The sequence below is a fragment of the Bradyrhizobium sp. Ken64 genome (assembly GCF_055807555.1).
Map to the genome: position 1 here is coordinate 67,559 of NZ_JBVVPA010000010.1, position 21,634 is coordinate 89,192.

The 21,634-nt window shown below is 63.5% G+C and carries 24 protein-coding genes; 13 read left to right on the forward strand and 11 right to left on the reverse strand.

What is annotated here, in order from left to right; genetic code table 11:
• Positions 1 to 33: 33 nt before the first annotated feature.
• The gene (locus AC0L2F_RS18275; protein WP_473249323.1) at positions 34 to 876 is read left to right on the forward strand and encodes a DeoR/GlpR family DNA-binding transcription regulator; all 843 of its coding nucleotides are present in this window, start codon (positions 34 to 36) and stop codon (positions 874 to 876) included.
• A gap of 3 nt (positions 877 to 879) precedes the next feature.
• Here AC0L2F_RS18275 and AC0L2F_RS18280 read toward each other — a convergent pair whose 3' ends face one another.
• Both AC0L2F_RS18280 and AC0L2F_RS18285 read right to left on the reverse strand, forming a co-directional pair.
• Positions 880 to 1,296, reverse strand: a complete 417-nt coding sequence (locus tag AC0L2F_RS18280; RefSeq protein WP_007606984.1) for a type II toxin-antitoxin system VapC family toxin — start codon at positions 1,294 to 1,296, stop codon at positions 880 to 882.
• Positions 1,296 to 1,544, reverse strand: a complete 249-nt coding sequence (locus tag AC0L2F_RS18285) for a type II toxin-antitoxin system Phd/YefM family antitoxin (RefSeq protein WP_007606985.1) — start codon at positions 1,542 to 1,544, stop codon at positions 1,296 to 1,298. Before AC0L2F_RS18285 ends, AC0L2F_RS18280 begins: the two co-directional genes overlap by 1 nt.
• 292 nt (positions 1,545 to 1,836) lie before the next feature.
• Here AC0L2F_RS18285 and glpD point away from each other — a divergent pair, with 292 nt between their 5' ends.
• From glpD to AC0L2F_RS18320, 7 genes are all read left to right on the forward strand, one after another.
• A complete protein-coding gene (gene glpD / locus AC0L2F_RS18290; protein ID WP_063993518.1) occupies positions 1,837 to 3,387 on the forward strand; it encodes a glycerol-3-phosphate dehydrogenase in 1,551 nt (516 codons plus the stop codon).
• Complete coding sequence (locus AC0L2F_RS18295; protein WP_007606989.1) at positions 3,384 to 4,523, forward strand: ABC transporter ATP-binding protein; 1,140 nt, start codon at positions 3,384 to 3,386, stop codon at positions 4,521 to 4,523. The genes glpD and AC0L2F_RS18295 overlap by 4 nt, the downstream gene beginning before the upstream one ends.
• A 12-nt stretch (positions 4,524 to 4,535) precedes the next feature.
• A complete protein-coding gene (locus tag AC0L2F_RS18300) occupies positions 4,536 to 5,621 on the forward strand; it encodes an ABC transporter ATP-binding protein (protein ID WP_473249324.1) in 1,086 nt (361 codons plus the stop codon).
• Entirely contained in the window at positions 5,621 to 6,523 is a 903-nt protein-coding gene (locus tag AC0L2F_RS18305; protein WP_007606992.1) for a carbohydrate ABC transporter permease, read from the forward strand. Before AC0L2F_RS18300 ends, AC0L2F_RS18305 begins: the two co-directional genes overlap by 1 nt.
• Positions 6,523 to 7,329: a carbohydrate ABC transporter permease gene (locus tag AC0L2F_RS18310; protein WP_007606994.1), complete on the forward strand. Its 807-nt coding sequence runs from the start codon at positions 6,523 to 6,525 to the stop codon at positions 7,327 to 7,329. Before AC0L2F_RS18305 ends, AC0L2F_RS18310 begins: the two co-directional genes overlap by 1 nt.
• A gap of 9 nt (positions 7,330 to 7,338) precedes the next feature.
• Positions 7,339 to 7,668, forward strand: coding sequence for a DUF2160 domain-containing protein (locus AC0L2F_RS18315; RefSeq protein WP_007606998.1), 330 nt, complete (start codon positions 7,339 to 7,341; stop codon positions 7,666 to 7,668).
• Positions 7,669 to 7,795: 127 nt separating this feature from the next.
• Complete coding sequence (locus tag AC0L2F_RS18320; protein WP_035974864.1) at positions 7,796 to 9,538, forward strand: ABC transporter substrate-binding protein; 1,743 nt, start codon at positions 7,796 to 7,798, stop codon at positions 9,536 to 9,538.
• 218 nt (positions 9,539 to 9,756) lie between these two features.
• Here the strand turns inward: AC0L2F_RS18320 and AC0L2F_RS18325 are convergent, their stop codons facing one another.
• The 5 genes from AC0L2F_RS18325 to AC0L2F_RS18345 form a co-directional block, all read right to left on the reverse strand.
• Complete coding sequence (locus tag AC0L2F_RS18325; RefSeq protein ID WP_473249325.1) at positions 9,757 to 10,857, reverse strand: alkene reductase; 1,101 nt, start codon at positions 10,855 to 10,857, stop codon at positions 9,757 to 9,759.
• Positions 10,858 to 11,040: 183 nt separating this feature from the next.
• Positions 11,041 to 11,544, reverse strand: coding sequence for a DUF1993 domain-containing protein (locus AC0L2F_RS18330; RefSeq protein ID WP_247475146.1), 504 nt, complete (start codon positions 11,542 to 11,544; stop codon positions 11,041 to 11,043).
• Between the two features lie 107 nt (positions 11,545 to 11,651).
• Positions 11,652 to 12,974 carry a lytic murein transglycosylase gene (locus tag AC0L2F_RS18335; RefSeq protein WP_473249326.1) on the reverse strand — a complete coding sequence of 441 codons (1,323 nt, stop codon included), beginning with the start codon at positions 12,972 to 12,974 and terminating at the stop codon, positions 11,652 to 11,654.
• A gap of 29 nt (positions 12,975 to 13,003) precedes the next feature.
• Positions 13,004 to 13,231, reverse strand: a complete 228-nt coding sequence (locus AC0L2F_RS18340) for a hypothetical protein (RefSeq protein WP_007607009.1) — start codon at positions 13,229 to 13,231, stop codon at positions 13,004 to 13,006.
• A gap of 3 nt (positions 13,232 to 13,234) precedes the next feature.
• Positions 13,235 to 13,465 carry a hypothetical protein gene (locus AC0L2F_RS18345; RefSeq protein WP_473249327.1) on the reverse strand — a complete coding sequence of 77 codons (231 nt, stop codon included), beginning with the start codon at positions 13,463 to 13,465 and terminating at the stop codon, positions 13,235 to 13,237.
• Positions 13,466 to 13,617: 152 nt separating this feature from the next.
• Between AC0L2F_RS18345 and htpX the strand changes: the two genes are divergently transcribed.
• Complete coding sequence (gene htpX / locus AC0L2F_RS18350; RefSeq protein WP_007607011.1) at positions 13,618 to 14,556, forward strand: zinc metalloprotease HtpX; 939 nt, start codon at positions 13,618 to 13,620, stop codon at positions 14,554 to 14,556.
• Positions 14,557 to 14,684: 128 nt separating this feature from the next.
• Positions 14,685 to 15,326, forward strand: coding sequence for a tetratricopeptide repeat protein (locus AC0L2F_RS18355; RefSeq protein WP_473249328.1), 642 nt, complete (start codon positions 14,685 to 14,687; stop codon positions 15,324 to 15,326).
• A 194-nt stretch (positions 15,327 to 15,520) separates the two neighbouring features.
• Here AC0L2F_RS18355 and AC0L2F_RS18360 read toward each other — a convergent pair whose 3' ends face one another.
• The 3 genes from AC0L2F_RS18360 to AC0L2F_RS18370 form a co-directional block, all read right to left on the reverse strand.
• The gene (locus AC0L2F_RS18360; RefSeq protein WP_473249329.1) at positions 15,521 to 15,859 is read right to left on the reverse strand and encodes a hypothetical protein; all 339 of its coding nucleotides are present in this window, start codon (positions 15,857 to 15,859) and stop codon (positions 15,521 to 15,523) included.
• Positions 15,860 to 16,018: 159 nt separating this feature from the next.
• On the reverse strand, positions 16,019 to 16,255 hold the full coding sequence (locus AC0L2F_RS18365; protein WP_063993509.1) for a hypothetical protein: 237 nt from the start codon (positions 16,253 to 16,255) through the stop codon (positions 16,019 to 16,021).
• Between the two features lie 199 nt (positions 16,256 to 16,454).
• Positions 16,455 to 17,261 carry a hypothetical protein gene (locus tag AC0L2F_RS18370; RefSeq protein WP_063993508.1) on the reverse strand — a complete coding sequence of 269 codons (807 nt, stop codon included), beginning with the start codon at positions 17,259 to 17,261 and terminating at the stop codon, positions 16,455 to 16,457.
• A gap of 228 nt (positions 17,262 to 17,489) precedes the next feature.
• Between AC0L2F_RS18370 and AC0L2F_RS18375 the strand changes: the two genes are divergently transcribed.
• A complete protein-coding gene (locus AC0L2F_RS18375; protein WP_007607017.1) occupies positions 17,490 to 17,783 on the forward strand; it encodes an antibiotic biosynthesis monooxygenase in 294 nt (97 codons plus the stop codon).
• A 207-nt stretch (positions 17,784 to 17,990) separates the two neighbouring features.
• Here AC0L2F_RS18375 and AC0L2F_RS18380 read toward each other — a convergent pair whose 3' ends face one another.
• On the reverse strand, positions 17,991 to 19,436 hold the full coding sequence (locus AC0L2F_RS18380; protein ID WP_007595129.1) for a helix-turn-helix domain-containing protein: 1,446 nt from the start codon (positions 19,434 to 19,436) through the stop codon (positions 17,991 to 17,993).
• Positions 19,437 to 19,667: 231 nt separating this feature from the next.
• On the opposite strand from AC0L2F_RS18380, the gene AC0L2F_RS18385 reads away from it, so the two are divergent.
• Both AC0L2F_RS18385 and AC0L2F_RS18390 read left to right on the forward strand, forming a co-directional pair.
• Positions 19,668 to 21,299, forward strand: coding sequence for an isocitrate lyase (locus AC0L2F_RS18385; RefSeq protein WP_473249330.1), 1,632 nt, complete (start codon positions 19,668 to 19,670; stop codon positions 21,297 to 21,299).
• 30 nt (positions 21,300 to 21,329) lie between these two features.
• Entirely contained in the window at positions 21,330 to 21,536 is a 207-nt protein-coding gene (locus tag AC0L2F_RS18390; RefSeq protein WP_007595122.1) for a DUF4170 domain-containing protein, read from the forward strand.
• Positions 21,537 to 21,634 lie beyond the last annotated feature (98 nt).

Genomic DNA, 21,634 nt, shown 5'->3' on the forward strand with positions numbered 1-21,634 from the left:
CACCATGCAGCTTCCTGACTTGAGGCCATCGCCGTGACCGGACTGACCCATCGCCAAGCCGAAATCCTCAACATCGCGCGAGCCTCGGGCCGCGTCATGGTCGAGGAGTTGGCGCGCCGGTTCGAGGTCTCGGCGCAGACCATCCGCAAGGATCTCAACGACCTCTGCGAGCGCCGCTCGCTGACCCGCATCCATGGCGGCGCCATCATCGCCTCCGGCGTCGAAAACCTCGCCTATGAGGCACGGCGTTTCGTCGCCGCCGACGAGAAGAAGGCGATTGGAGCCGCGGCCGCATCGCTGATCCCGAACGGCTGCTCGCTCTTCATCAATATCGGCACCACGACCGAGGAGGTCGCGAGCGCGCTGACCTCGCACGAGGACCTCCTCGTCATCACCAACAATCTGAACGTTGCCATGCTGCTCTACCGCCATCCCCGCATCGAGGTGGTGGTCGCCGGCGGCACGGTGCGGCGCGCCGACGGTGCGGTGGTCGGCTCGACCGCGACGCAGCTGATCGGCCAGTTCAAGGTCGACTACGCCATCATCGGAGCGTCCGCGATCGACGAGGAGGGCGCGCTGCTCGATTTCGACTATCGCGAGGTGCAGGTGGCGCAGGCCATCATCGCCAACGCCCGCAGCGTCATGCTGGTCGCCGATTCCACAAAACTCCGCCGCAGCGCGCCGGTCCGCATCGCGCATATCAGCCAGATCCAGACCTTCGTCACCGACCAGGAATTGCCCGAGCGCCTCGCCACCATCTGCCACGGCAAGGGCATCGAGGTGATGGCGGCGATGCCGAAGGGGGCCGACGTCGATGATGCTCAAGGCGAGGCACAAGAAGCGCCCGAGGGCGCGCCGGTGGTGCGGCTGAGGTAGAATTCATGCGGCGTCCCATGGATTGAGTAGCGGGACGCCCGTTGGTTCGAAATCCCCCACATTGCGCGTGACAACCGTTAAGCCGTGAACAAGCGCGGTCGCTGCGATGAGAGCATCGCGTTCCGCCCGAGGATTGGGAACGTGGAGTTGCGCACAGCGCTGCGCCACGGCCGTATCGATGGCCAGGATCCGCCCCTCAAAGCGAACCAGAATTTGGCCATCGATCCAGGTGCGCAGGACGGCACCTTGCGCCGCGTCTTTGCGCTCGATCAAGCGCGCGCCCAGTTCAACTTCAAGGATAGAGATGGCGGACATGAAAAAATTCGCCGCGGGAATTGCATTGGCCCATGCGACGACGTTGCGATCAGCTTTATCTGGCCGCCTCAGTTCGGAAATGACATTGGTGTCCAGCAGAAACATCAGTCGAGATCGGCAGCCCTAATCTCACCTGCCATGCGAGGCGGATCGAAATCGAAGTCCGCGCTCGCTTGCGCAAGAGCTTCGGCAAGGCTCATGTGCCCGCCGCTCAGACGCAAATAATCCTCGATTGACAGCAGGACGTGGGCCGGACGGCCGCGGTCCGTAATAAAGACGGGGCCCTGCGATGCGGCCTTTTTCGCGCCGCTGGTGTCCTGATTGAATTCTCGACTGGTTAGCGTTGTCACCATCGTCAGCGCCTCCTCGCCGTAGCAGTGCCATACGTCCGCCAAGTATATGTAGGCATGTTGCTACATTCAAGGGATCGAGCGCTCTGGTTGATGCGAGTCATGCCCCATGCCATTCGATCGAGCCTTTGCCCTTAATCGCGGCGCTCGGCCTGCCGATTTCTCCACCTCATTTGCCCACTTAAAAGTTCCGCTTTCACTTCCTTTCGCCTCTCTTTCATCTTGCTTTCGTTTTCCGGTGTGATCTAATCAAAAACGAAAGTAACCGCTCGATTGAACGGGCGGTCGCCGGGGGATGCGTCTGTTGGAGCGTATTTTTGACCTCGCCATTATTGGAGGCGGTGTTAACGGCTGTGGCATCGCGCGCGACGCGGTGGGCCGCGGCAACACGGTTTTCCTGTGCGAAATGAACGATCTGGCGAGCGGGACCTCGTCCTGGTCGACCAAGCTGGTGCATGGCGGCCTGCGCTATCTCGAATATTACGAGTTTCGGCTGGTCCGCGAGGCGCTGATCGAGCGCGAGATTCTCTGGGGCATCGCGCCCCACATCATCCGCCCCCTGCGTTTCGTCTTGCCGCACCATGCGGGCTTAAGGCCAGCTTGGCTGCTGCGCCTCGGCCTCTTCCTCTATGACCACATCGGCGGCCGTCATCTGTTGCCGGCGACGCGCTCGGTCGACCTTGGGCGTGACGAGGTCGGCCGCCCGCTGATCCCCAACCGCTACGGCCGCGCATTCGAATATTCCGACTGCTTCGTCGACGACGCCCGTCTCGTCGTGCTCAACGCGCGCGATGCCGCCGACAAGGGCGCCGAGATCCGCACCCGCACGCGCGCAACGGATATCAAACAATCAGACGGCATCTGGACCGTCGGCATGATCGACACGCTGACAGGCGCGCGCTCGTCGATCCAGGCCCGTGCGCTGGTCAATGCCGGCGGGCCCTGGGTCGAGGATGTGCTCGGCCGCGGCGCCGGCGTCAACGCGAAAGCCAAGGTACGCCTGGTGCAGGGCTCGCACATCGTCGTGAAAAAACTCTATGACCACGACCGCGCCTACATGTTCCAGAATGCCGATGGCCGCATCATCTTCGTCATTCCCTATCAGGACGATTTTACGCTGATCGGCACCACCGACCGCGACTATGACGGCGATCCCGCCAAGGTGAAGGCGACGGCCGAGGAGATCCAGTATCTCTGCACGGCAGCAAGCGAATATCTGGCCAAGCCTGTCACGCCCGACGACGTGGTCTGGACCTATTCCGGTGTGCGTCCGCTCTACGACGACGGCGCCAGCGAAGCCAAGGCCGCGACGCGCGATTATGTGTTCGAGCTCGACACGCCCGGCGGCGTGCCGCTGCTGTCGATCTATGGCGGCAAGATCACGACCTACCGCCGTCTCGCCGAGGAGGCGCTGGAGCGGCTCGCGCCCTATCTTCGCAGTGCGAAAGCGCGCGAAGGCTGGACCGGCAAATGGCCGCTGCCCGGCGGCGACATGGGCGTGTCCGACGTCGACGGCCTGATCGCCGAGCTTCAGCGCGGCTATCCTTTCCTCAGCCACGAGCATGCGCGGCGCCTCGCACGCGCCTATGGCACGAGGGCGATCAAGCTGCTTGGGGATGCGAAATCGGCGGCCGATCTCGGCCAGGCCTTCGGTGCGACGCTGACCGAGCGCGAAGTCCGCTATCTCATGGCCAACGAATGGGCCGTCACCGCCGACGACGTCGTCTGGCGCCGTTCCAAGCTCGGCCTGCGACTAAGTGCCGACGAGATCGCGGCGCTTGACGACTGGATCAGGACCCACGCCGTGCAGCAAAGTCCCCTGCTGGAAGCAGGAGGACGCTCATGACCGTGACACTCGATCACGTGACCCGGACTGTCGACGGTATCCCACATATCCGCGACGTCTCGCTGACGCTCGAGAGCGGCACGCTCAACGTGCTGCTCGGGCCGACGCTGTCGGGCAAGACCTCGATCATGCGGCTGCTCGCTGGCCTCGACAAGCCGACATCGGGCAAGCTGCTGGTCAATGGCAAGGACGTCACCGGTGTCGACGTGCGCCAGCGCTCGGTCGCCATGGTCTATCAGCAGTTCATCAACTACCCCTCGCTGTCTGTCTACGAGAACATCGCTTCGCCCTTGCGCGTGCAGGGCAAGCCGCGCGCCGAGATCGAGGCGCGGGTCGCGGAAGCCGCCCGGCTGCTACGGCTCGAGCCGTTCCTGAAGCGCACGCCGCTCCAGCTTTCCGGCGGCCAGCAGCAGCGAACCGCGATGGCGCGCGCGCTGGTGAAGGGCGCCGACCTCGTGCTGCTCGACGAGCCGCTCGCCAATCTCGACTACAAGCTGCGCGAGGAGCTGCGCACCGAATTGCCGCGCATCTTCGAGGCGTCCGGCGCGATCTTCGTTTATGCCACCACCGAGCCGACCGAGGCGCTGCTGCTCGGCGGCAACACGGTGTGCATGTGGGAGGGGAAGGCGCTCCAGATCGGCGAGACGCCGAGCGTTTACCGGCGGCCGCAGACCTTGCGGGTCGCGCAGGTGTTCTCTGATCCGCCGCTCAATCTCGTCGGCATCGAGAAGAAGAACGGCTCCGTGCAATATGCGGGTGGCATTGCCGCGCCGGCGTCTGGTCTCTATTCCTCGCTCGCGGACGGCGCTTATCGCGTCGGATTTCGCGCCCATCAGCTCGCGCTTGCCAATGGCGAGACTGACCGCCACGCCTTCCATGCCACGGTAACGGTGACTGAGATCACCGGTTCGGAGAGTTTCGTGCATCTGACCCGCGACGGATCGAACTGGGTGGCCGTGCTGCACGGCGTGCACGAGTTCGAGCCCGGCCAGACGCTCGATGCCGTGCTCGATCCCAATGACGTCTTCGTTTTCGATGCGGCAGACCGTTTGGTCGCCGCTCCCGGTCCCATAGCGTTTTCAAGCGAAGTGCCGAGCGGTTCGCGTGAAGAAAACGCGTCAAAGAAAAAAGCCTGAGGGAGATGCGACATGGCCCGCATTGACCTCGTCGATCTCGCGCACTCCTACGGCGGCAATGACGCGCCGCAGGACAGCTTTGCTCTCAAGCCTGTCACCATGACCTGGCGGCAGGGTGGCGCCTACGCGCTGCTCGGGCCGTCCGGCTGCGGCAAGACCACGCTGCTCAACGTCATCTCCGGCATCATCACGCCGTCGCGGGGAAAAATCCTGTTCGACGGCGAGGACATCACACCGCTGTCAACCCAGAAGCGCAACATCGCCCAGGTGTTCCAGTTTCCGGTGATCTACGACACCATGACGGTGGGGCAAAATCTGGCGTTCCCTTTGAAGAACCGCGGCGTGCCGAAGGCCGAGATCGACAAGCGCGTCGCCGAGATCGGCCGCCTGCTCGACCTCGAGCCCTATCTGAACCGCAAGGCGACGCGGCTCACCGCCGATGCAAAGCAGAAGATCTCGCTCGGCCGCGGCCTCGTCCGCTCCGACGTCGCCGCCGTGCTGTTCGACGAGCCGCTCACCGTGATCGACCCCGAGCTGAAATGGCAGCTCCGCTCCAAGCTCAAGGCGCTGCATCGCGAGCTCGACCTGACGATGATCTACGTCACCCACGACCAGACCGAAGCGCTGACCTTTGCCGACACCGTGGTGGTCATGCATGACGGCCGCGTGGTGCAGAGCGGCACGCCGGCCGAGCTGTTCGACAAGCCCGCGCACACCTTCGTCGGCTATTTCATCGGCTCGCCCGGCATGAACGTCCTGCCGGCCGAGGTGAGGGGCCGCGAGGCCAAGATCGGCGATCACGTGATCACGCTCAACCGCAGCTACGACAAGCTGCCTGATGGCGCGAAGATCGAGATCGGCGTCCGTCCGGAATTCGTTGAGGCCGTCGCGCCTGCGCCCGGCCTGCTCAGTGCGAAGATTGAACGCGTCGACGACCTCGGCCGTATCCGCTTCGCGCGCGCGCGCCTCGGTGACGCAAAACTCGCAGCGCGCGCGCCGGCCGGCTTCACCAGTCCGGACGGCACGGCCGGCCTGAAATTCGACCCGTCGCACGTCCACGTCTATGCCGACAGCCTTCTGGTGGAGGGAGCCGCCTGATGGACAAGACCGTCAACCAAAAAGCGTGGTTCCTGGTGCTGCCGGTGTTCCTGGTCGTCGCCTTCTCGGCGGTGCTGCCGTTGATGACGGTGGTGAACTATTCAATGCAAGACACCTTCGGCAACAACCAGTTCTTCTGGAATGGTGTCGGCTGGTTCAAGGAATTGCTCGATCCCTCGAGCGATCTCGGCGGCCGCTTCCTGGCCTCGCTCGGCCGCAATCTGTTCTTCTCGCTGGTGATCCTCGCAATCGAGGTGCCGCTCGGCATCGTCGTCGCGCTGTCGATGCCGCGCCAGGGTTGGACGGTCGCGGCTTGCCTCGTCATCCTCGCGTTGCCGCTGCTGATCCCGTGGAACGTGGTCGGCACGATCTGGCAGATCTTTGGCCGCCCCGACATCGGCCTGCTCGGCTATGTCCTCAATGCCATCGGCATCGACTACAATTACGTCTCCAACGACATCGACGCCTGGGTCACTGTCATCGTGATGGACGTCTGGCACTGGACCAGCCTGGTCGCGCTGCTCTGCTACGCCGGCCTGAAGTCGATTCCCGAAGCCTATTATCAGGCGGCGCAGATCGATGGCGCCTCGCGCTGGGCGGTGTTCAAGGCGATCCAGCTGCCGAAGATGAACCGCGTGCTACTGATCGCCGTGCTGCTGCGTTTCATGGACAGTTTCATGATCTACACCGAGCCGTTCGTGGTGACGGGTGGCGGGCCCGGCAATTCGACGACCTTCGTGTCGATCGAACTGGTCAAGATCGCGCTGGGCCAGTTCGACCTCGGCAAGGCTGCCGCACTGTCGCTGGTCTACAACCTCATCATCCTGATCGTCTGCTGGATCTTCTACACCGTCATGACCAATGCCGGCGCCGAGCGGAAGCCGCAGGAAGGAGCCGCGTGATGCACTCGATCCCCGGCCGTCGCCTCATCATGGCGCTGTTCTTGATCTTCCTGCTGTTGCCGATCTACTGGCTCGTCAACATGAGCTTCAAGACCAATGCCGAGATCGTCTCGACGATGACGCTGTGGCCGCACGCCCCGACGCTCCAGCACTACAAGCGCATCTTCACCGACGAGAGCTGGTATTCCGGCTATATCAACTCGCTGGAATATGTCGTCCTCAACACCATCATCTCGATCTCGGTGGCGCTGCCGGCGGCCTACGCGTTCTCGCGCTACCGTTTCCTCGGCGACAAGCATCTGTTCTTCTGGCTGCTGTCGAACCGCATGGCGCCGGCCGCGGTCTATGCACTGCCGTTCTTCAACCTCTATTCGGCGATCGGGCTGTTCGATACGCCCTGGGCGGTCGCGCTGGCGCACTGCATCTTCAACGTCCCGCTGGCGGTGTGGATCCTGGAAGGCTTCGTCTCCGGCGTGCCGCGCGAGATCGACGAGACCGCCTTCCTCGACGGCTATTCCTTCCCGCGCTTCTTCATCAAGATCCTGGTGCCGCTGATTGCGAGCGGCATCGGCGTCGCCGCCTTCTTCTGTTTCATGTTCTCCTGGGTCGAGCTGCTGCTCGCGCGCACGCTGACCTCGGTGCAGGCCAAGCCGATCGCGGCGATCATGACGCGCACGGTGTCGGCTGCGGGCATGGACTGGGGCCTGCTGGCTGCGGCCGGCGTGCTGACCATCATCCCGGGCGCGCTCGTGATCTGGTTCGTCCGCAATTATATCGCGAGCGGTTTCGCGCTCGGTCGGGTGTAGGGGGCATCAATGGAATGGATTGCATGGATGGCCTGGACGCCGCCGACCGCGATCTTCTTTGTCGCGCTCGCCTGCACGCTTGCCGTGATGACCTGGCTCGGGATGGCTTATCCCGAAGCCGAACGCGTCGGCGTGCTGCGCATCCCGACCACGCGCGGCGACCGCCTGTTCATCTCCCTGATCACGGCAGCGGTCATCCATCTGCTCTGGATCGCTTTCGCCGGCACTGACGCCCTCGCCACGCTGCCGATCGGCGAGGACGGAGTTGAAATTTCGCGGCTTTGGATCGCATCAGGAATTTCGTTGGCTACGGCCGTGCTCATTTTTCGCACGGTCTAGCCCGCGAAGGAACGGCCAGATCCGGGACCAACCCGGGTCTGTAAAAAGTTTGTCGCTGCAATGGAGGAATAACATGCGGCAGTTTAGGAGAAGGGAACGTTCATTGACCAAGAATAGCTTTCTGACGATGTCCAGCGTCGCCGCCATCGTCGCGGTGTCGCTGGCCGTCTCGGCGCCGGTGCGCGCCGCCGACGACGCCGCGATCCAGAAGTGGATCGCGGAATTCCAGCCCTCGACGCTGTCGAAGGAAGACCAGAAGAAGGAGCTGGAGTGGTTCGCCAAGGCCGCCGAGCCCTTCAAGGGCATGGAGATCAACGTGGTCTCCGAAACCATCACGACCCACGAATACGAGTCGCAGACGCTGGCCAAGGCGTTCTCCGAACTCACCGGCATCAAGCTCAAGCACGACCTCATCCAGGAAGGTGACGTCGTCGAGAAGCTGCAGACCCAGATGCAGTCCGGCAAGAACGTGTACGACGGCTGGATCAACGATTCCGACCTGATCGGCACTCACTTCCGCTACGGCCAGACCATCGCGCTGTCGGACTACATGACCGGCGAGGGCAAGGACGTCACCGATCCCATGCTCGACGTCAACGACTTCATCGGCAAGTCGTTCGGCACCGCGCCGGACGGCAAGCTCTACCAGCTGCCCGACCAGCAGTTCGCCAACCTGTACTGGTTCCGCTACGACTGGTTCACCAACGCCGACTACAAGGCGAAGTTCAAGGCCAAGTATGGTTACGAACTCGGCGTGCCCGTGAACTGGTCGGCCTATGAAGACATCGCCGAGTTCTTCACCAACGACATCAAGGAGATCAACGGCGTCAAGGTCTACGGCCATATGGACTATGGCAAGAAGGACCCCTCGCTCGGCTGGCGTTTCACCGATGCCTGGCTCTCGATGGCCGGTAACGGCGACAAGGGCATCCCGAACGGTCTGCCGGTCGACGAATGGGGCATCCGCATGGAAGGCTGCCGTCCGGTCGGCTCCTCGGTCGAGCGTGGTGGCGACACCAACGGTCCGGCCGCGGTCTATTCGATCACCAAGTACCTCGAGTGGATGAAGAAGTATGCTCCGCCGCAGGCCCAGGGCATGACCTTCTCCGAGTCGGGTCCGGTGCCGGCGCAGGGCAACATCGCCCAGCAGATGTTCTGGTACACCGCCTTCACCGCCGACATGGTGAAGCCGGGCATCGCCGTGATGAACGCGGACGGTACGCCGAAATGGCGCATGGCTCCGTCCCCGCACGGTTCGTACTGGAAGGAAGGCATGAAGCTCGGCTACCAGGACGCGGGTTCGGCGACGCTGCTGAAGTCGACTCCGGCGGATCGCCGCAAGGCGGCCTGGCTCTATCTCCAGTTCATCGTCTCCAAGACGGTGTCGCTGAAGAAGAGCCATGTCGGTCTCACCTTCATCCGTGAATCCGACATCTGGGACAAGTCGTTCACGGAGCGTGCGCCGAAGCTCGGCGGCCTGATCGAGTTCTACCGTTCGCCCGCACGCGTGCAGTGGACCCCGACCGGCAACAACGTGCCCGACTATCCGAAGCTGGCGCAGCTGTGGTGGCAGAACATCGGCGATGCGTCGTCCGGTGCCAAGACGCCGCAAGCCGCGATGGACTCGCTCGCCGCGGCCCAGGACTCCGTGATGGAGCGTCTGGAGAAGTCGGGCGTGCAGGGTGCCTGCGGTCCGAAGCTGCACAAGAAGGAAACGGCCGAGTTCTGGTTCGCCAAGGCCCAGAAGGACGGCACGATTGCTCCGCAGCGCAAGCTCGCCAACGAGAAGCCGAAGGGCGAAACGGTCGACTACGACACCCTGATCAAGTCGTGGCCGGCCCAGCCCCCGAAGCGCGCCTCGCTGCAGTAAGGCACGTCTCATAGCGACGAAAGGCCGGGAGCAATCCCGGCCTTTTTCTTGTTTTGGGTGACGTAGTACTCTCTCGATTTCCTCCGCTGTCATCGTCCGCCTTGTGCGCGATTGCGCACTGAGGCGGACGATCCAGTATTCCAGAGGCGGTCGTGATCGAATCGAGAAGCCGCGGCGTACTGGATGTCCGCCTTCGCGGGTATGACAGCTGTGCCCGCTTACTCCGCCGGCTCAGCCGCCAGCGTCGGATAGTCCGTGTATCCCTTCGCGCCGCCGCCGTAGAACGTGTTCTTGTCCCAATCGTTCAGCGCCGCGCCCGTCTTCAGCCGCTCGACCAGATCGGGGTTGGAAATGAAAGGCTTGCCGAAGGCGATGAGATCGGCCGCGTTCGCGTCCAGCACCTTGGTGGCAAGATCGAAATCATAGCCGTTGTTGGCGATGTAGGCGCCAGCGAAGCGCTTGCGCAGGCCCGCATAGTCGAACGGCGCGATGTCGCGCGGACCGCCGGTGGCACCTTCGACGACGTGGAGATAGACGAGCTTCAGCGCGGCGAGACCGTCGACGATATGGTCGTAGAGGGCTTGCGGGTTCGAATCCGTGATATCGTTGGCCGGCGTCACCGGCGAGATGCGGATGCCGGTGCGATCGGCGCCGGCCTCCGCCGCGACGGCCCTGGAGACTTCCAGCATCAGCCGCGCGCGGTTCTCGATGGAGCCGCCATAGGCATCGGTCCGCTTGTTGGTGCCGTCCTTGGCGAACTGCTCGAGCAGATAGCCGTTGGCGCCGTGGATCTCGACGCCGTCGAAGCCGGCCTCAAGTGCGTTCTTCGTGGCGCGCTTGAAATCGTCGATGATGCCCGGAATTTCGGAAAGCTCGAGCGCACGGGGCTCGGAGACGTCGGCGAAGCCGCCGTTGACGAAGGTCTTGCCCTTGGCGCGGACCGCGCTCGGCGCCACCGGGGCTGCGCCATTGGCCTGAAGGTCGACGTGCGAGATGCGGCCGACATGCCAGAGCTGGATGAAGATCTTGCCGCCGCGCTGGTGCACCTGATCGGTGGCCTTGCGCCAGCCGGCGACCTGCTCCTTGGAATAGATGCCGGGGGTGTCCTGGTAGCCCTGGCCCTGCTGCGAGACCTGGCTTGCTTCGGTGATCAGGAGGCCTGCGGACGCGCGCTGGGCGTAATAGTCGGCGGCGAGCGCGCCGGGTACGAAAGTGCCGGGAACGGCGCGGTTGCGCGTCAGGGGCGCCATCACGAAACGGTTCGCAAGCGTGATCGGGCCGAGCTTGTAGGTCTCAAACAATTTGGTCGAACGGCTCATGAGAATGCTTCCAGGAGGTGAGAGGTCCGGAACACTTGTGCATCGCGGCAATCAACGCAAGGGAGGAGCCATACGGAAACTGCAGGCGAGATGCGCAGTGGAGCCGCGCAGCATAAATCATGTGCAATTTCAGCCGCGGCAGCAGATTTGATCTCCCGCCGCGGCTGCTTGAATCATCGCTTATCAGTTTGCCCCGAGGAAATCGCGCTTGCCGATCTCGACGCCGGCGTGGCGCAGAAGGCCGTGGGCGGTCGCGGCGTGGAAATAGAAGTTCGGCAGCGAGAACGCGCTCAGGAATTGCTGACCCTTCATGGTGATGGACTTGTCGGGGCCGGCCGGGAAGGTGACGTCTTTGGTATCAGCGCCTTCGAACTGCTCCGGCTTGAACGATTTTACGTAGTCGATGGTCTTCGCCAGGCGCTGCTTCAACTCGGCAAAGCTGGTCTCGGTGTCCGGTGTGGAGGGCACGTCGCTATGGGTCAGCCGGGCGCAACCTTTGGCTGCGAAATCGCTGACCAGCTGGATCTGCTTCGAGAGCGGCAGCATGTCGGGGAACAGGCGGGAGCCCAGCAGGACGCTCGGGTCGACCTTCTTGGCCGCACAATGCGCCTCGGCTTTCGTGAGCAGGCCGGTCAGGCTGTTCAGCATTTGCAAATAGGCGGGAACGACGGCGTCGTGGAAGGACATGTGATGCTCGCTCTGTGGTGGGAAATCTCAGGAGAAACCTGAGCCACTCACATGGGAACCTCATGGAAAAATACAATCGCGGGAGGGGCTTGTGCAGTGCGAAAATTCTACCGCACCATCCCCGCCGGCTGTGCCTGCGCCGTGCCACCGCGCATGCGGGCCAAAAGCTCGGCCGTCGGCCAGGAATCCGCCGGCAGACCGTATTTGATCTGCATCGCCTTCACCGCGGCGCGGCTCTGCTGGCCCAGCACGCCGTCGACCTTGCCGACGTTGAAACCGGCCTGGACCAGAAGCTGCTGCAATTGCTTGAGCTCGTTGAACGGCAGCTGCGCGACCGGTGTGGACGGCTTTCGCATCGGAGCCGCGCCCGCGATGCGAGTGGCGAGATAACCCGCGGTGGTCGAATAGATCAGCGAGTTATTCCACTCCGTGTAGGCCGCGAAATTCGGGTACGCCATGAAGGCCGGACCGAAGCGTCCCATCGGCAGCAGCACGGAGGCCGCGAGATTGTCGTTCGGCAGCGGCTTGCCGTCGGGATAGGTGACCCCCAGCTGCGCCCATTTCGAGCGCGGCAGTTGCACCGTGAGGTCGGTCTGATCCCATGGCAGGTTTTGCGGCACCTTGATCTCCTCCAGCCACGGCTCACCGCGCCGCCACTTCAATCCGTTGGCGATGTAGTTCGCGGTCGAGCCGATCACGTCGTCCTCGCTGCGCAGCAGATCGCGTCGTCCGTCGCCGTCATAGTCGACGGCATAGTTGACGTAATGCACGGGCAGGAACTGGGTCTGTCCGAGCTCGCCGGCCCAGGAGCCGACCATCTCGTCGGGATGCAAATCGCCGCGGTCGATGATCTTCAGCGCCGCGATGGTCTCGTTCACGAACATCTCCGAGCGGCGGCAATCATAGGCCAGCGACACCAGGGATTTCAGTGTCGGCAGATTGCCCATGTTGACGCCGAAATCGCTCTCCAGTCCCCAGAACGCGGCGATCACCGCCGGCGGCACGCCGTATTCCTTTTCGGCGCGCGCGAACGCCGCCGCATGTTGCTTGATGTGCTGCTGGCCGTTCTGCATGCGATAGGGCGCGGCCATGCGGCCGGCAAATTCGGTGAAGAGCTGGCCGAACACGCGCTGGCCGCGGTCGCGATTGACGATGCCCTGGTCGTAGACGAGGTAAGGCGAGGTCGCCGCGAGCGTCCGCTGCGACACGCCGGCGGCAACGGCCTGTTGTTTCACGTCGGCCAGAAACCGATCGAAATTCGCCCCGTTATGGCACGACGCCGCGCGCGGCGAGGGCGCAGTGGCCCTGGGGGCTGCAGGTTTTGCGGACGGCGGTGCAAGCTGGGCAGAGGCGGGAAGGGCGAGCGTGAGCAGGGCGGCGGCCGCGATCGTTGCGACCGCAAGGCGAGAACCAAGGCAGTTCGTCGGCATCGATATCTCTGATACTGGGTGGATGAGCGCTAGGCCGCTAATACGGCGCGCTTGACGGCGAGTGGCAACGCGATGGAGCGGAACAACGTCTTCGGATACAAATAATCTTCGCCTGACTCATCGATGATGCGCAGCATGCCATGCTTGTCGGCCGCGGGGTCGCGCAACGCCTCATAGATCTTGCGCTTCTCGAGAGAGGCCGCATACCCCTCATTGTCCACACAGATCACCAGTTGCTTGCTTCGCGACTTCGTCATGATTCAGAGCAGGCCCTTGAGCTTGAATTCCTTGCGGCCGATGCCGGCAGCCTCATACCAATGTATCTCAGCGATGTGGGTAGAGCCATCGGATAATCGCACCCGGGCAATGCCCTTGCGCTTTCGCCAACGTCCTCGCCCATAGATTCGACGCAGCCGGGCGACCTCGCGGATGCCGGAGCCGCTGGCGAAGGTTTCGATCTCGGTAATCTCGCCGAGAATCTCGAAGTGCATGGCTTCGATCGTGCCCTTGGGTCCCTGCCTGGGTCAATAGCCGCGGCTCCGCGACGCACCCGGAAACCTTGCGGGCGGGCCGGGGTCATCCCTACCTCATGCTTGCCGGCCCGCAGCGCCTCCAGCGGCCACGGCCGGCCCGGGAGACGGCCATGAACTATCTTCGTACCGCAATGCTGCTCGCAGGCCTCACCGCCCTGTTCATGGGTGTCGGCTATCTGATCGGTGGTGCCGGCGGCGCCATGATTGCGCTCGTCATTGCCGCGGCGACCAATCTCTTCACCTACTGGAACTCCGACCGCATGGTGCTGTCGATGTATGGCGCCCATGAGGTCGACCGCAGCAGCGCGCCGGAGCTGGTCGGGCTCGTTGCCGAGCTTGCGGGCCGCGCCGGCTTGCCGATGCCGCGCGTGTTCCTGATGGACGAGCCGCAGCCCAACGCGTTTGCCACCGGGCGCAATCCCGAGAATGCCGCGGTTGCGGTCACCACCGGGCTGATGCGCCAACTCAGCCGCGAGGAGCTCGCCGGCGTGATCGCGCACGAGCTCGCGCATATCAAGCACCACGACACGCTGCTGATGACTGTGACCGCGACCATTGCGGGTGCAATCTCGATGCTGGCGCAGTTCGGCATGTTCTTCGGAGGCAACCGCGACAACAATGGTCCGGGCATCGTCGGTTCGATCCTGATGATGATCCTCGCCCCGATCGGCGCCATGCTGGTGCAGATGGCGATCAGCCGCACCCGCGAATACGCCGCGGACAATCTCGGCGCTCGCATCGCCGGTCAGCCGATGTGGCTGGCATCGGCGCTGGTGAAGATCGAAGGCGCGGCGCATCAGGTCCCGAATTTGGAGGCGGAGCGAAATCCCGCCACCGCGCACATGTTCATCATCAATCCGCTGTCGGGCCACGGCGTGGACAATCTGTTCGCCACCCATCCCTCGACGCAGAATCGCATCGCGGCGCTTCAGCAGCTCGCAGCCGAGCTCGGCGCGCAGGCGTCGCCGTCGGTCGGCGCCAATGAGAACTACCCGCCGCGAAGCCCGTGGGGCCGCTCGTCTTCACGCGGCCCTTGGGGCCGACGCTGAAGCCGCCCGAATTTGCGCGCTTTGTGACCTGCCGCACACAGGACGGTCTCGGCCGGTGTTAACACCCTGCCGTGACAGTTCCTGCGAAAGGGGATGCGTGGCCGGCCCTTTGCCTGCCGCCGTCGAAGATGACCAAAGCTGCGGTACCATTGTTGATTGTCCTGGGCGTGCTGATTGGCCTGTCCACGCACACTGTCGTCAATTGCGGGGACGAGGACGAGCCCGACATCTGTTCGGCGGTGATCGGCTTCTCGCCGCTGCGCGGCTCGCTGATCGCTTTCGCCTATGAGGGGCGCGGACGGATCGCGCTGCGCCATGGCGACTGGCGGCGGGCGATCGCGGATTTCGACGAGGCCATCCATCTCAATCCCAACCGCGCCTCGCTCTATCGCGATCGGGCGTTGGCGCGCCGGCAGAACGGCGACCTTGAACTTGCGATCGAGGATTACGACGAGGCGATCGCGCATGATCCCAGGCACGCCGCGCCCTATCACCAGCGCGGTCTCGCGCTCGCCGCCACCGGCGATCTCGATCGCGCGATTCTGAGCTACAACACCGCGGTCCGCGTTGACCCGTCGGATGCGCAGGCTCGGCTCGACCGCGGCCTCGCCTTCCTCGCCCGCGGCCAGGCGAATGAGGCGCGCGCCGATTTCGAGGCCGCGCTGGCGCTGCCTGCCGGCAAGGATGCCCACACCCGCGATGCGGCGCGCGCAAAACTCGCCGAACTGGCGCGCGCCGAGCCGACCCGGCTCGCCGCGCCAGGGCGGTAGAGATATCTAGAGCTGCGTGCGCCGCTGCAACCCTCTCCCCTTGTGGGAGAGGGTGGCTCGCCGCGAAGCGGCGAGACGGGTGAGGGGTATCTCTCCGCGCGTGAGTCTGCTGCAGTTGGATTCGCGGAAACAACCCCTCATCCGGTGCTTCGCGCCACCTTCTCCCACAAGGGGAGAAGGAAGAAAGTGCGCGCCTACTTCGCCTTCTTGGCTTTGGCCTTCTTCACCGGCTTCTCCTTGGCAGCCTTCTTCTCCACCTTGACTGCGACCGGCGTGCTGGCGGCGATCCGCATCGAGCGCGCGTAACTGTCGGCGACGTTGTCGGCGGACATCTGCAGGCGCTTGGCGGCGGCAATGGCCTGCTCCATGGTGGCCTTGGCCATCATCTTGAAGCGGTCGCCGGTCTCCTTGCCCTTGGCCTTGGCCGCAAGGCCGTTGAATCGATCCCGCCGCTCCTTGGCGCGGGACATCAGGCCCGTATGCAGCTGTCTGGCCAGTTGCCGGATCACGACATCCAGGTCGGCGTCCGCCATGTTGTTCTATCCTCTTCGAAATCAGTATCGATGCGGGCGGACTATGCAGATCGGGCCCCACCTTGGCAATTCCCGGCCACCCGTCATCCGCAGCTTCCGGTGACCAAAACAAAAAAGCCGCGCTGTTTGCGCGGCTCTTTGTCAGTCGATCCTTGCCGTTCAGTAGTCGTAGCCGGGATGGCCGGGATAGTATTGCCGATTGCAGGCCCTGCGGCCGCGGTCGTAGGCAGCGGCATCGCCATGGGCGAGAGAGCTGACATATTTCAGGCAGCGCACGTAATTGTCGTTACCGAGCCAGTCCAGGCTACCGGCGGCAGCGGGGGAGATCTGGGCGGAGCCCACGAGCGTCGTGACGGTTACAAGGGCGGCGATAGCGGAGAAGGCGAGCTTTGTCATGATGGCATCTTTCCACTTGAGGCTGCCTGATGCAGCCCTCATGAACTTGACGATGCCAGATACGTCATCGGGCGACTGTGCCGTCTGTCACACGGCCTGCCAATTCTCAGCCCGAAAAGACAACTCTCAGCTTGAAAAGAAAAGGGCCGCGTTGTTGACGCGGCCCTGGTGTGTTCGGCGCAGGCGCGCCTTGTCTGTCTTACTTCAGCGAGGCGACTGGGCCGCTCGTCGCTGCCGGATCGGGGTCGAAGCCGAACACGCCGACCAGATATTTGTAATAGTCCGGCAACTTCTCCTTGAGCGCCTCGCGCGACTTCGGGTCGTGGAATTCGCTCTTGCCGGCCAGGAAGATGCTGGCGGTCACCGCAAAGAATTCCATGTGATTCTTCAGCGCATAGGATTCCTTGGGCAGGAGATCCTTGGACTTTGCGTAGGCGTAATAGCCGATCACGCCCTTGTTGGCGTAGCCGTCCGGCAACAGCCGCGCGTGGTAGGCGTGCAGCAGCTCGTGCAGCAGCACGGCTTCCTTTTCGTACCGCATCATGTCCGGCCGCAGCATGATCACGCCGAGGCCGGAATCGACCGCGAGGTCGACGGCGTTCGGATTGCTCCAGCGCTGCTTGTTGGGGTCCCAGACCGTCAGCGTGCGGGGAGCGGTGCGCTGGATATCAGGCGTGACCCGGCCGTAGCACGCGGTCGCGGCGCCTTCGTCGAGGCAGGCCAGCTCGCTGGCGATGATCGGGACGGTGCGGAAGAAGCGCAGCACGCGCGGCGAGAGGCCGGCAGCCTCGACCACGTCGATCTGGCTCTTCACATTCTCGGTGAGCTTGTCGACATCCTTGCGGTCGGAATTCTCCGAGAGGTCGAACATGTAGCCGCGGTAGCTCTGGAAGCCCGGCGGTAGCGCCTGCGCTGCGCCGGCGGACGCATCGAGCGGTCCGGCATGGGACGGATTGGCAAAGAGCGCGCCGACAACGGTCGCGGTCAGCAGCAACGCAATGCGCATGATGAACCCCCTGATGTCACTTCACGCGGCAGAATAAGCCGCCGTTGTTTGCGAAAAGTGAGTGGGGCGAGACTAAGGCAGCGATGTTGAGGCGTGCTTAATCGATGGTTGCAGATCGCGGAAGTGAATTAGTGTCGGGTTAACCAAGCGTGGATTGTCCGCGCGCTTCGGCGTAGCATGCGATCCGGGTACCAAGCCCCACATCAGATAGCCGGAAGGGAGGATGCCATGTATGCCGCCATCCGTCAGGCCAAGGCGAAAAGCGGGAGCGCCGAAGAGCTGGCGCGCCGTATCAAGGAAGGCGCCGTTCCGATCATCAGCGACGTCGACGGCTTCCGCGCCTATTACGTCGTCTACGCCGGCGACGACACGGTCACGGCGATTTCGATCTTCGACAAGTTCGAGCAGGCGGAGGAGGCGAACAGGCGTGCGATCGCCTGGATCGAGAAGGATCTGGGCGCACTGCTTGCAGGCGACGCCCGCGCCGCCGCGGGGCCGGTGATCGTGCATACGCTGGCGTAGGGATTGGGCGGATTGCTGCTTCCCCGATGTCGTCCTGGCGAAAGCCAGGACCCATTACCCCAGCGAGTCGTTGTGGCACGAGATCGTAGTTACGAATCTTCGCCAAACTCGCTTCCGGGGTAATGGGTACTGGATCTGCGCTTCGCTTGTCCAGGACGACAGCGGAGTGAATGGCGTGCGCTTGCCACTCAGCGCGCAGCCGTCCCCTTACAACTCCCGTGCATTCGAGAACGCGAACGAGCTCACCCGCCGCGTCGTCTCATCCAGGATCAGCGTGCGCGTGATCGGCGGCTCGGCGCGCTGGGCGCAGTTTTCGCGCTCGCAGAGACGGCAGTTGACGCCGATCGGCGTGCCCTCCGTTTTCTCCAGATCGATGCCGGCAGCGTAGACGAGGCGCGCGGCGTGACGGATCTCGCAGCCGAGGCCGATGGCGAAGCGCGGCTGCGGCAGCGGGTGCGGCGCGACGGGGCGACGCACCATCTGCGCGATCGAGAAATAGCGCGTGCCGTCCGGCAGCTCGATCACCTGCTTCAGCAGGCGATCAGGCGTGTCGAAGGTCGAGTGCACGTTCCACAACGGACAAGTGCCGCCGAATTTCGAGAACGGGAATGTGCCCGATGAAAATCGCTTCGAGACGTTGCCCGCATTGTCGACACGAAGCAGGAAGAACGGGATGCCGCGCGCGTTCGGCCGCTGCAGGGTGGTGAGCCGATGGCAGACCTGCTCGAAGCCGGAATTGAAGCGCTGCGCCAGCAGATGGATGTCGTAATTCAGCGCTTCCGCCGCGGCCAGGAAAGCCGGGTAGGGCATCATCACGGCGGCCGCAAAGTAGTTGCCGAGCGTGATCCGGAACAGGCGGCGCGGTGTGTCGTCGAGCGGGCCGGCGCGGCCGATGATGGTCTCCAGATGCTGTGCGCATTCAACCAGGCCCAGCTGAAAGGCGAGCTGGAACGCGCGGCCGGGCGGGTCGACCAGCTCGGAGATCAGGAGCTGGCGGCGGTGGCGGTCGAAGCGCCTCAGCGTTTCGCGCATCACGTCCACCGGCATGATGCGGGTCTGGATCGAATGCTTCTCGCGCAGCCGTGCCGCGAGAGCCGCGTAAAGCTCTTCGGCCGGCACGTTCAGTTCGTCGCGCAGAGTCTCCGCGGCCTGCTCGAGTTCCGGAAAGTAGTTGCGGTTGGCCTCGATCAGCTCGCGGACGCGCTCGACCGGATTGGCCTCATAGCGGGTGCCGACGTCGCGATCGGCCATTTGTGCCGCGGCCAGCGTCTCGCCCTGCCGCGCCTCGGTATAGGCCGCATAGAGCCGTTGCAGCGCGTGGGTGACGCCCGGGCAGAGCTCGGCGAGGTCGCGCAGTTCCTGCTTGGGAACGTCGATCTGGCGGAACAGCGGGTCGGAGAAAATCTCGTTGAGTTCGGCGAAGAAGCGGTCCTCGTCGGCGGTCGCGAGGTCGCGCAGGTCGAGGTCGTAGGTTTCGGCCAGCCGCAGCAGGATCTGCGCGGTCACCGGACGCTGGTTGCGCTCGATCAGATTGACATAGCTCGGCGAGATCCCGAGCCCCTCGGCGATCTGGGTCTGCGACAGCCCCAATTGCTGTCGGATGCGCCGGAAGCGCGGGCCGACAAAGAGCTTCTTGCTGGAACCGGCGGGCATTTTCAGGTCTCCAGAAGAGGGCATCAAGGACAGCCTTGCTGACCTGTTTAATTTACAAGATTTACAAAGTGACATCTATTACAAGTACCGATGTTACATGACATCACCATTCAAATACAAGCCTACTGTACGAGCTGAGCTTTCTCGCGTTTAGCTTCTGACACGCATCTCGCAATGCATTGTCAAGAATGTCGATGGCTGGTCGCCATCGCCGGTGAAAGGATCAGGCACATGAATTACCAGCCCCGCGGCATCAGCACCCTCCAGGCCCCCGCCTCGTATCAAAGTGAGGTCGAGGCGGCCCGGTCGCTCCTGGAGACCCAGCCGACCTGGAACGGGGTGTCGGCCGAGGCCGTCGCCCGCATGCGCCTGCAGAACCGCTTCAAGACCGGCCTCGACGTCGCCCGCTACACCGCGGCGCTGATGCGGGCCGACATGGCCGCCTATGACGGCGATCCTACCAAGTACACGCAGTCGCTGGGCTGCTGGCACGGCTTCATCGCCCAGCAGAAGCTGATCTCGGTCAAGAAGCACTTTGGCAAGACCGATCGCACCTATTTGTACCTGTCCGGCTGGATGATCGCGGCGCTGCGCTCCGAGTTCGGCCCGCTGCCCGACCAGTCGATGCACGAGAAGACCTCGGTGCCGGCGCTGATCGAAGAACTCTACACCTTCCTGCGTCAGGCCGACTCGCGCGAGCTGAACGATATCTTCCGCAACCTCGATAAGGCCCGCAAGGAAGGCGACAAGACCCGAGAGAAGGAGTTGATCGAGAAGATCGACAACTTCCAGACCCATGTCGTGCCCGTCATTGCCGACATCGACGCCGGCTTCGGCAATGCGGAGGCGACCTATCTGCTCGCCAAGAAGATGATCGAGGCGGGTGCCTGCGCGCTCCAGATCGAGAACCAGGTCTCGGACGAGAAGCAGTGCGGCCACCAGGACGGCAAGGTGACCGTGCCGCACGAGGTGTTCCTGGCCAAGATCCGGGCCTGCCGCCACGCCTTCCTCGAACTCGGCGTCGAAGACGGCATCGTCGTGACCCGCACCGACTCGCTCGGTGCCGGCCTGACCCAGCAGATCGCGGTCAGCCACAAGCCCGGCGACCTCGGCGACCAGTACAACAGCTTCCTGGATTGCGAGGAAGTGACGGCGGAGAACGCCCGCAATGGCGACGTCATCATCAACCGCAACGGCAAGATGATGCGTCCGAAGCGGCTGCCCTCCAATCTCTATCAGTTCCGCCCGGGCACCGGCGAAGACCGTTGCGTGCTGGACTGCATCACCTCGCTGCAGAACGGCGCCGACCTGCTCTGGATCGAAACCGAGAAGCCGCATATCGAGCAGATCGCCAAGATGGTCGACCGGATCCGCAAGGTGGTTCCGAACGCCAAGCTCGCCTACAACAACTCGCCCTCGTTCAACTGGACCCTCAACTTCCGTTGGCAGGTCTACGACGCGATGAAGGAAGCGGGCAAGGACGTCAGCAAGTACAATCGTGCCGAGCTGATGAAGCCGGAATACGACGATACGCCGCTGGCGAAGGAAGCCGACGAGCGCATCCGTACCTTCCAGGCGGATTCGGCCAAGCGTGCCGGCATCTTCCACCACCTGATCACGTTGCCGACCTACCACACGGCGGCGCTCTCGACCGACAATCTGGCGAAGGAATATTTCGGCGACCAGGGCATGCTCGGCTATGTCAAGAACGTCCAGCGCGCCGAGATCCGTCAGGGTATCGCCTGCGCCAAGCATCAGAACATGGCGGGCTCCGACATCGGCGACGACCACAAGGAATACTTCGCCGGCGAGGCTGCCCTGAAGGCGGGCGGCGCCCACAACACGATGAACCAGTTCGGCTAACGCATCACGCTAATCGACAGGAGACTGACAATGACCAACAGCAATTTCTGGGTGATCGGTGGCGAGTTCGGTTCGATGAACTTCCACAAGCTGGTGGAAGGTTCGGCCCAGGTGCAGGGTCCGTTCAAGACCCGCAAGGAGGCCGAGGACGCCTGGCGCTCGGTCTCGGAAGAGAACCGCCACAAGGCCGGCGTCCGCTTCTCGATCGTGGAAGAGCCGTCGCGGGTCTCGGCGTGAAATCTGACTAACATGCCAATCTGAATAAGAAGACGTCCAAGGACGGAGGGTCCCATCCGGCGCAAGCCGGGTGGGACCGTCTGTTTTTGGCACAGGTG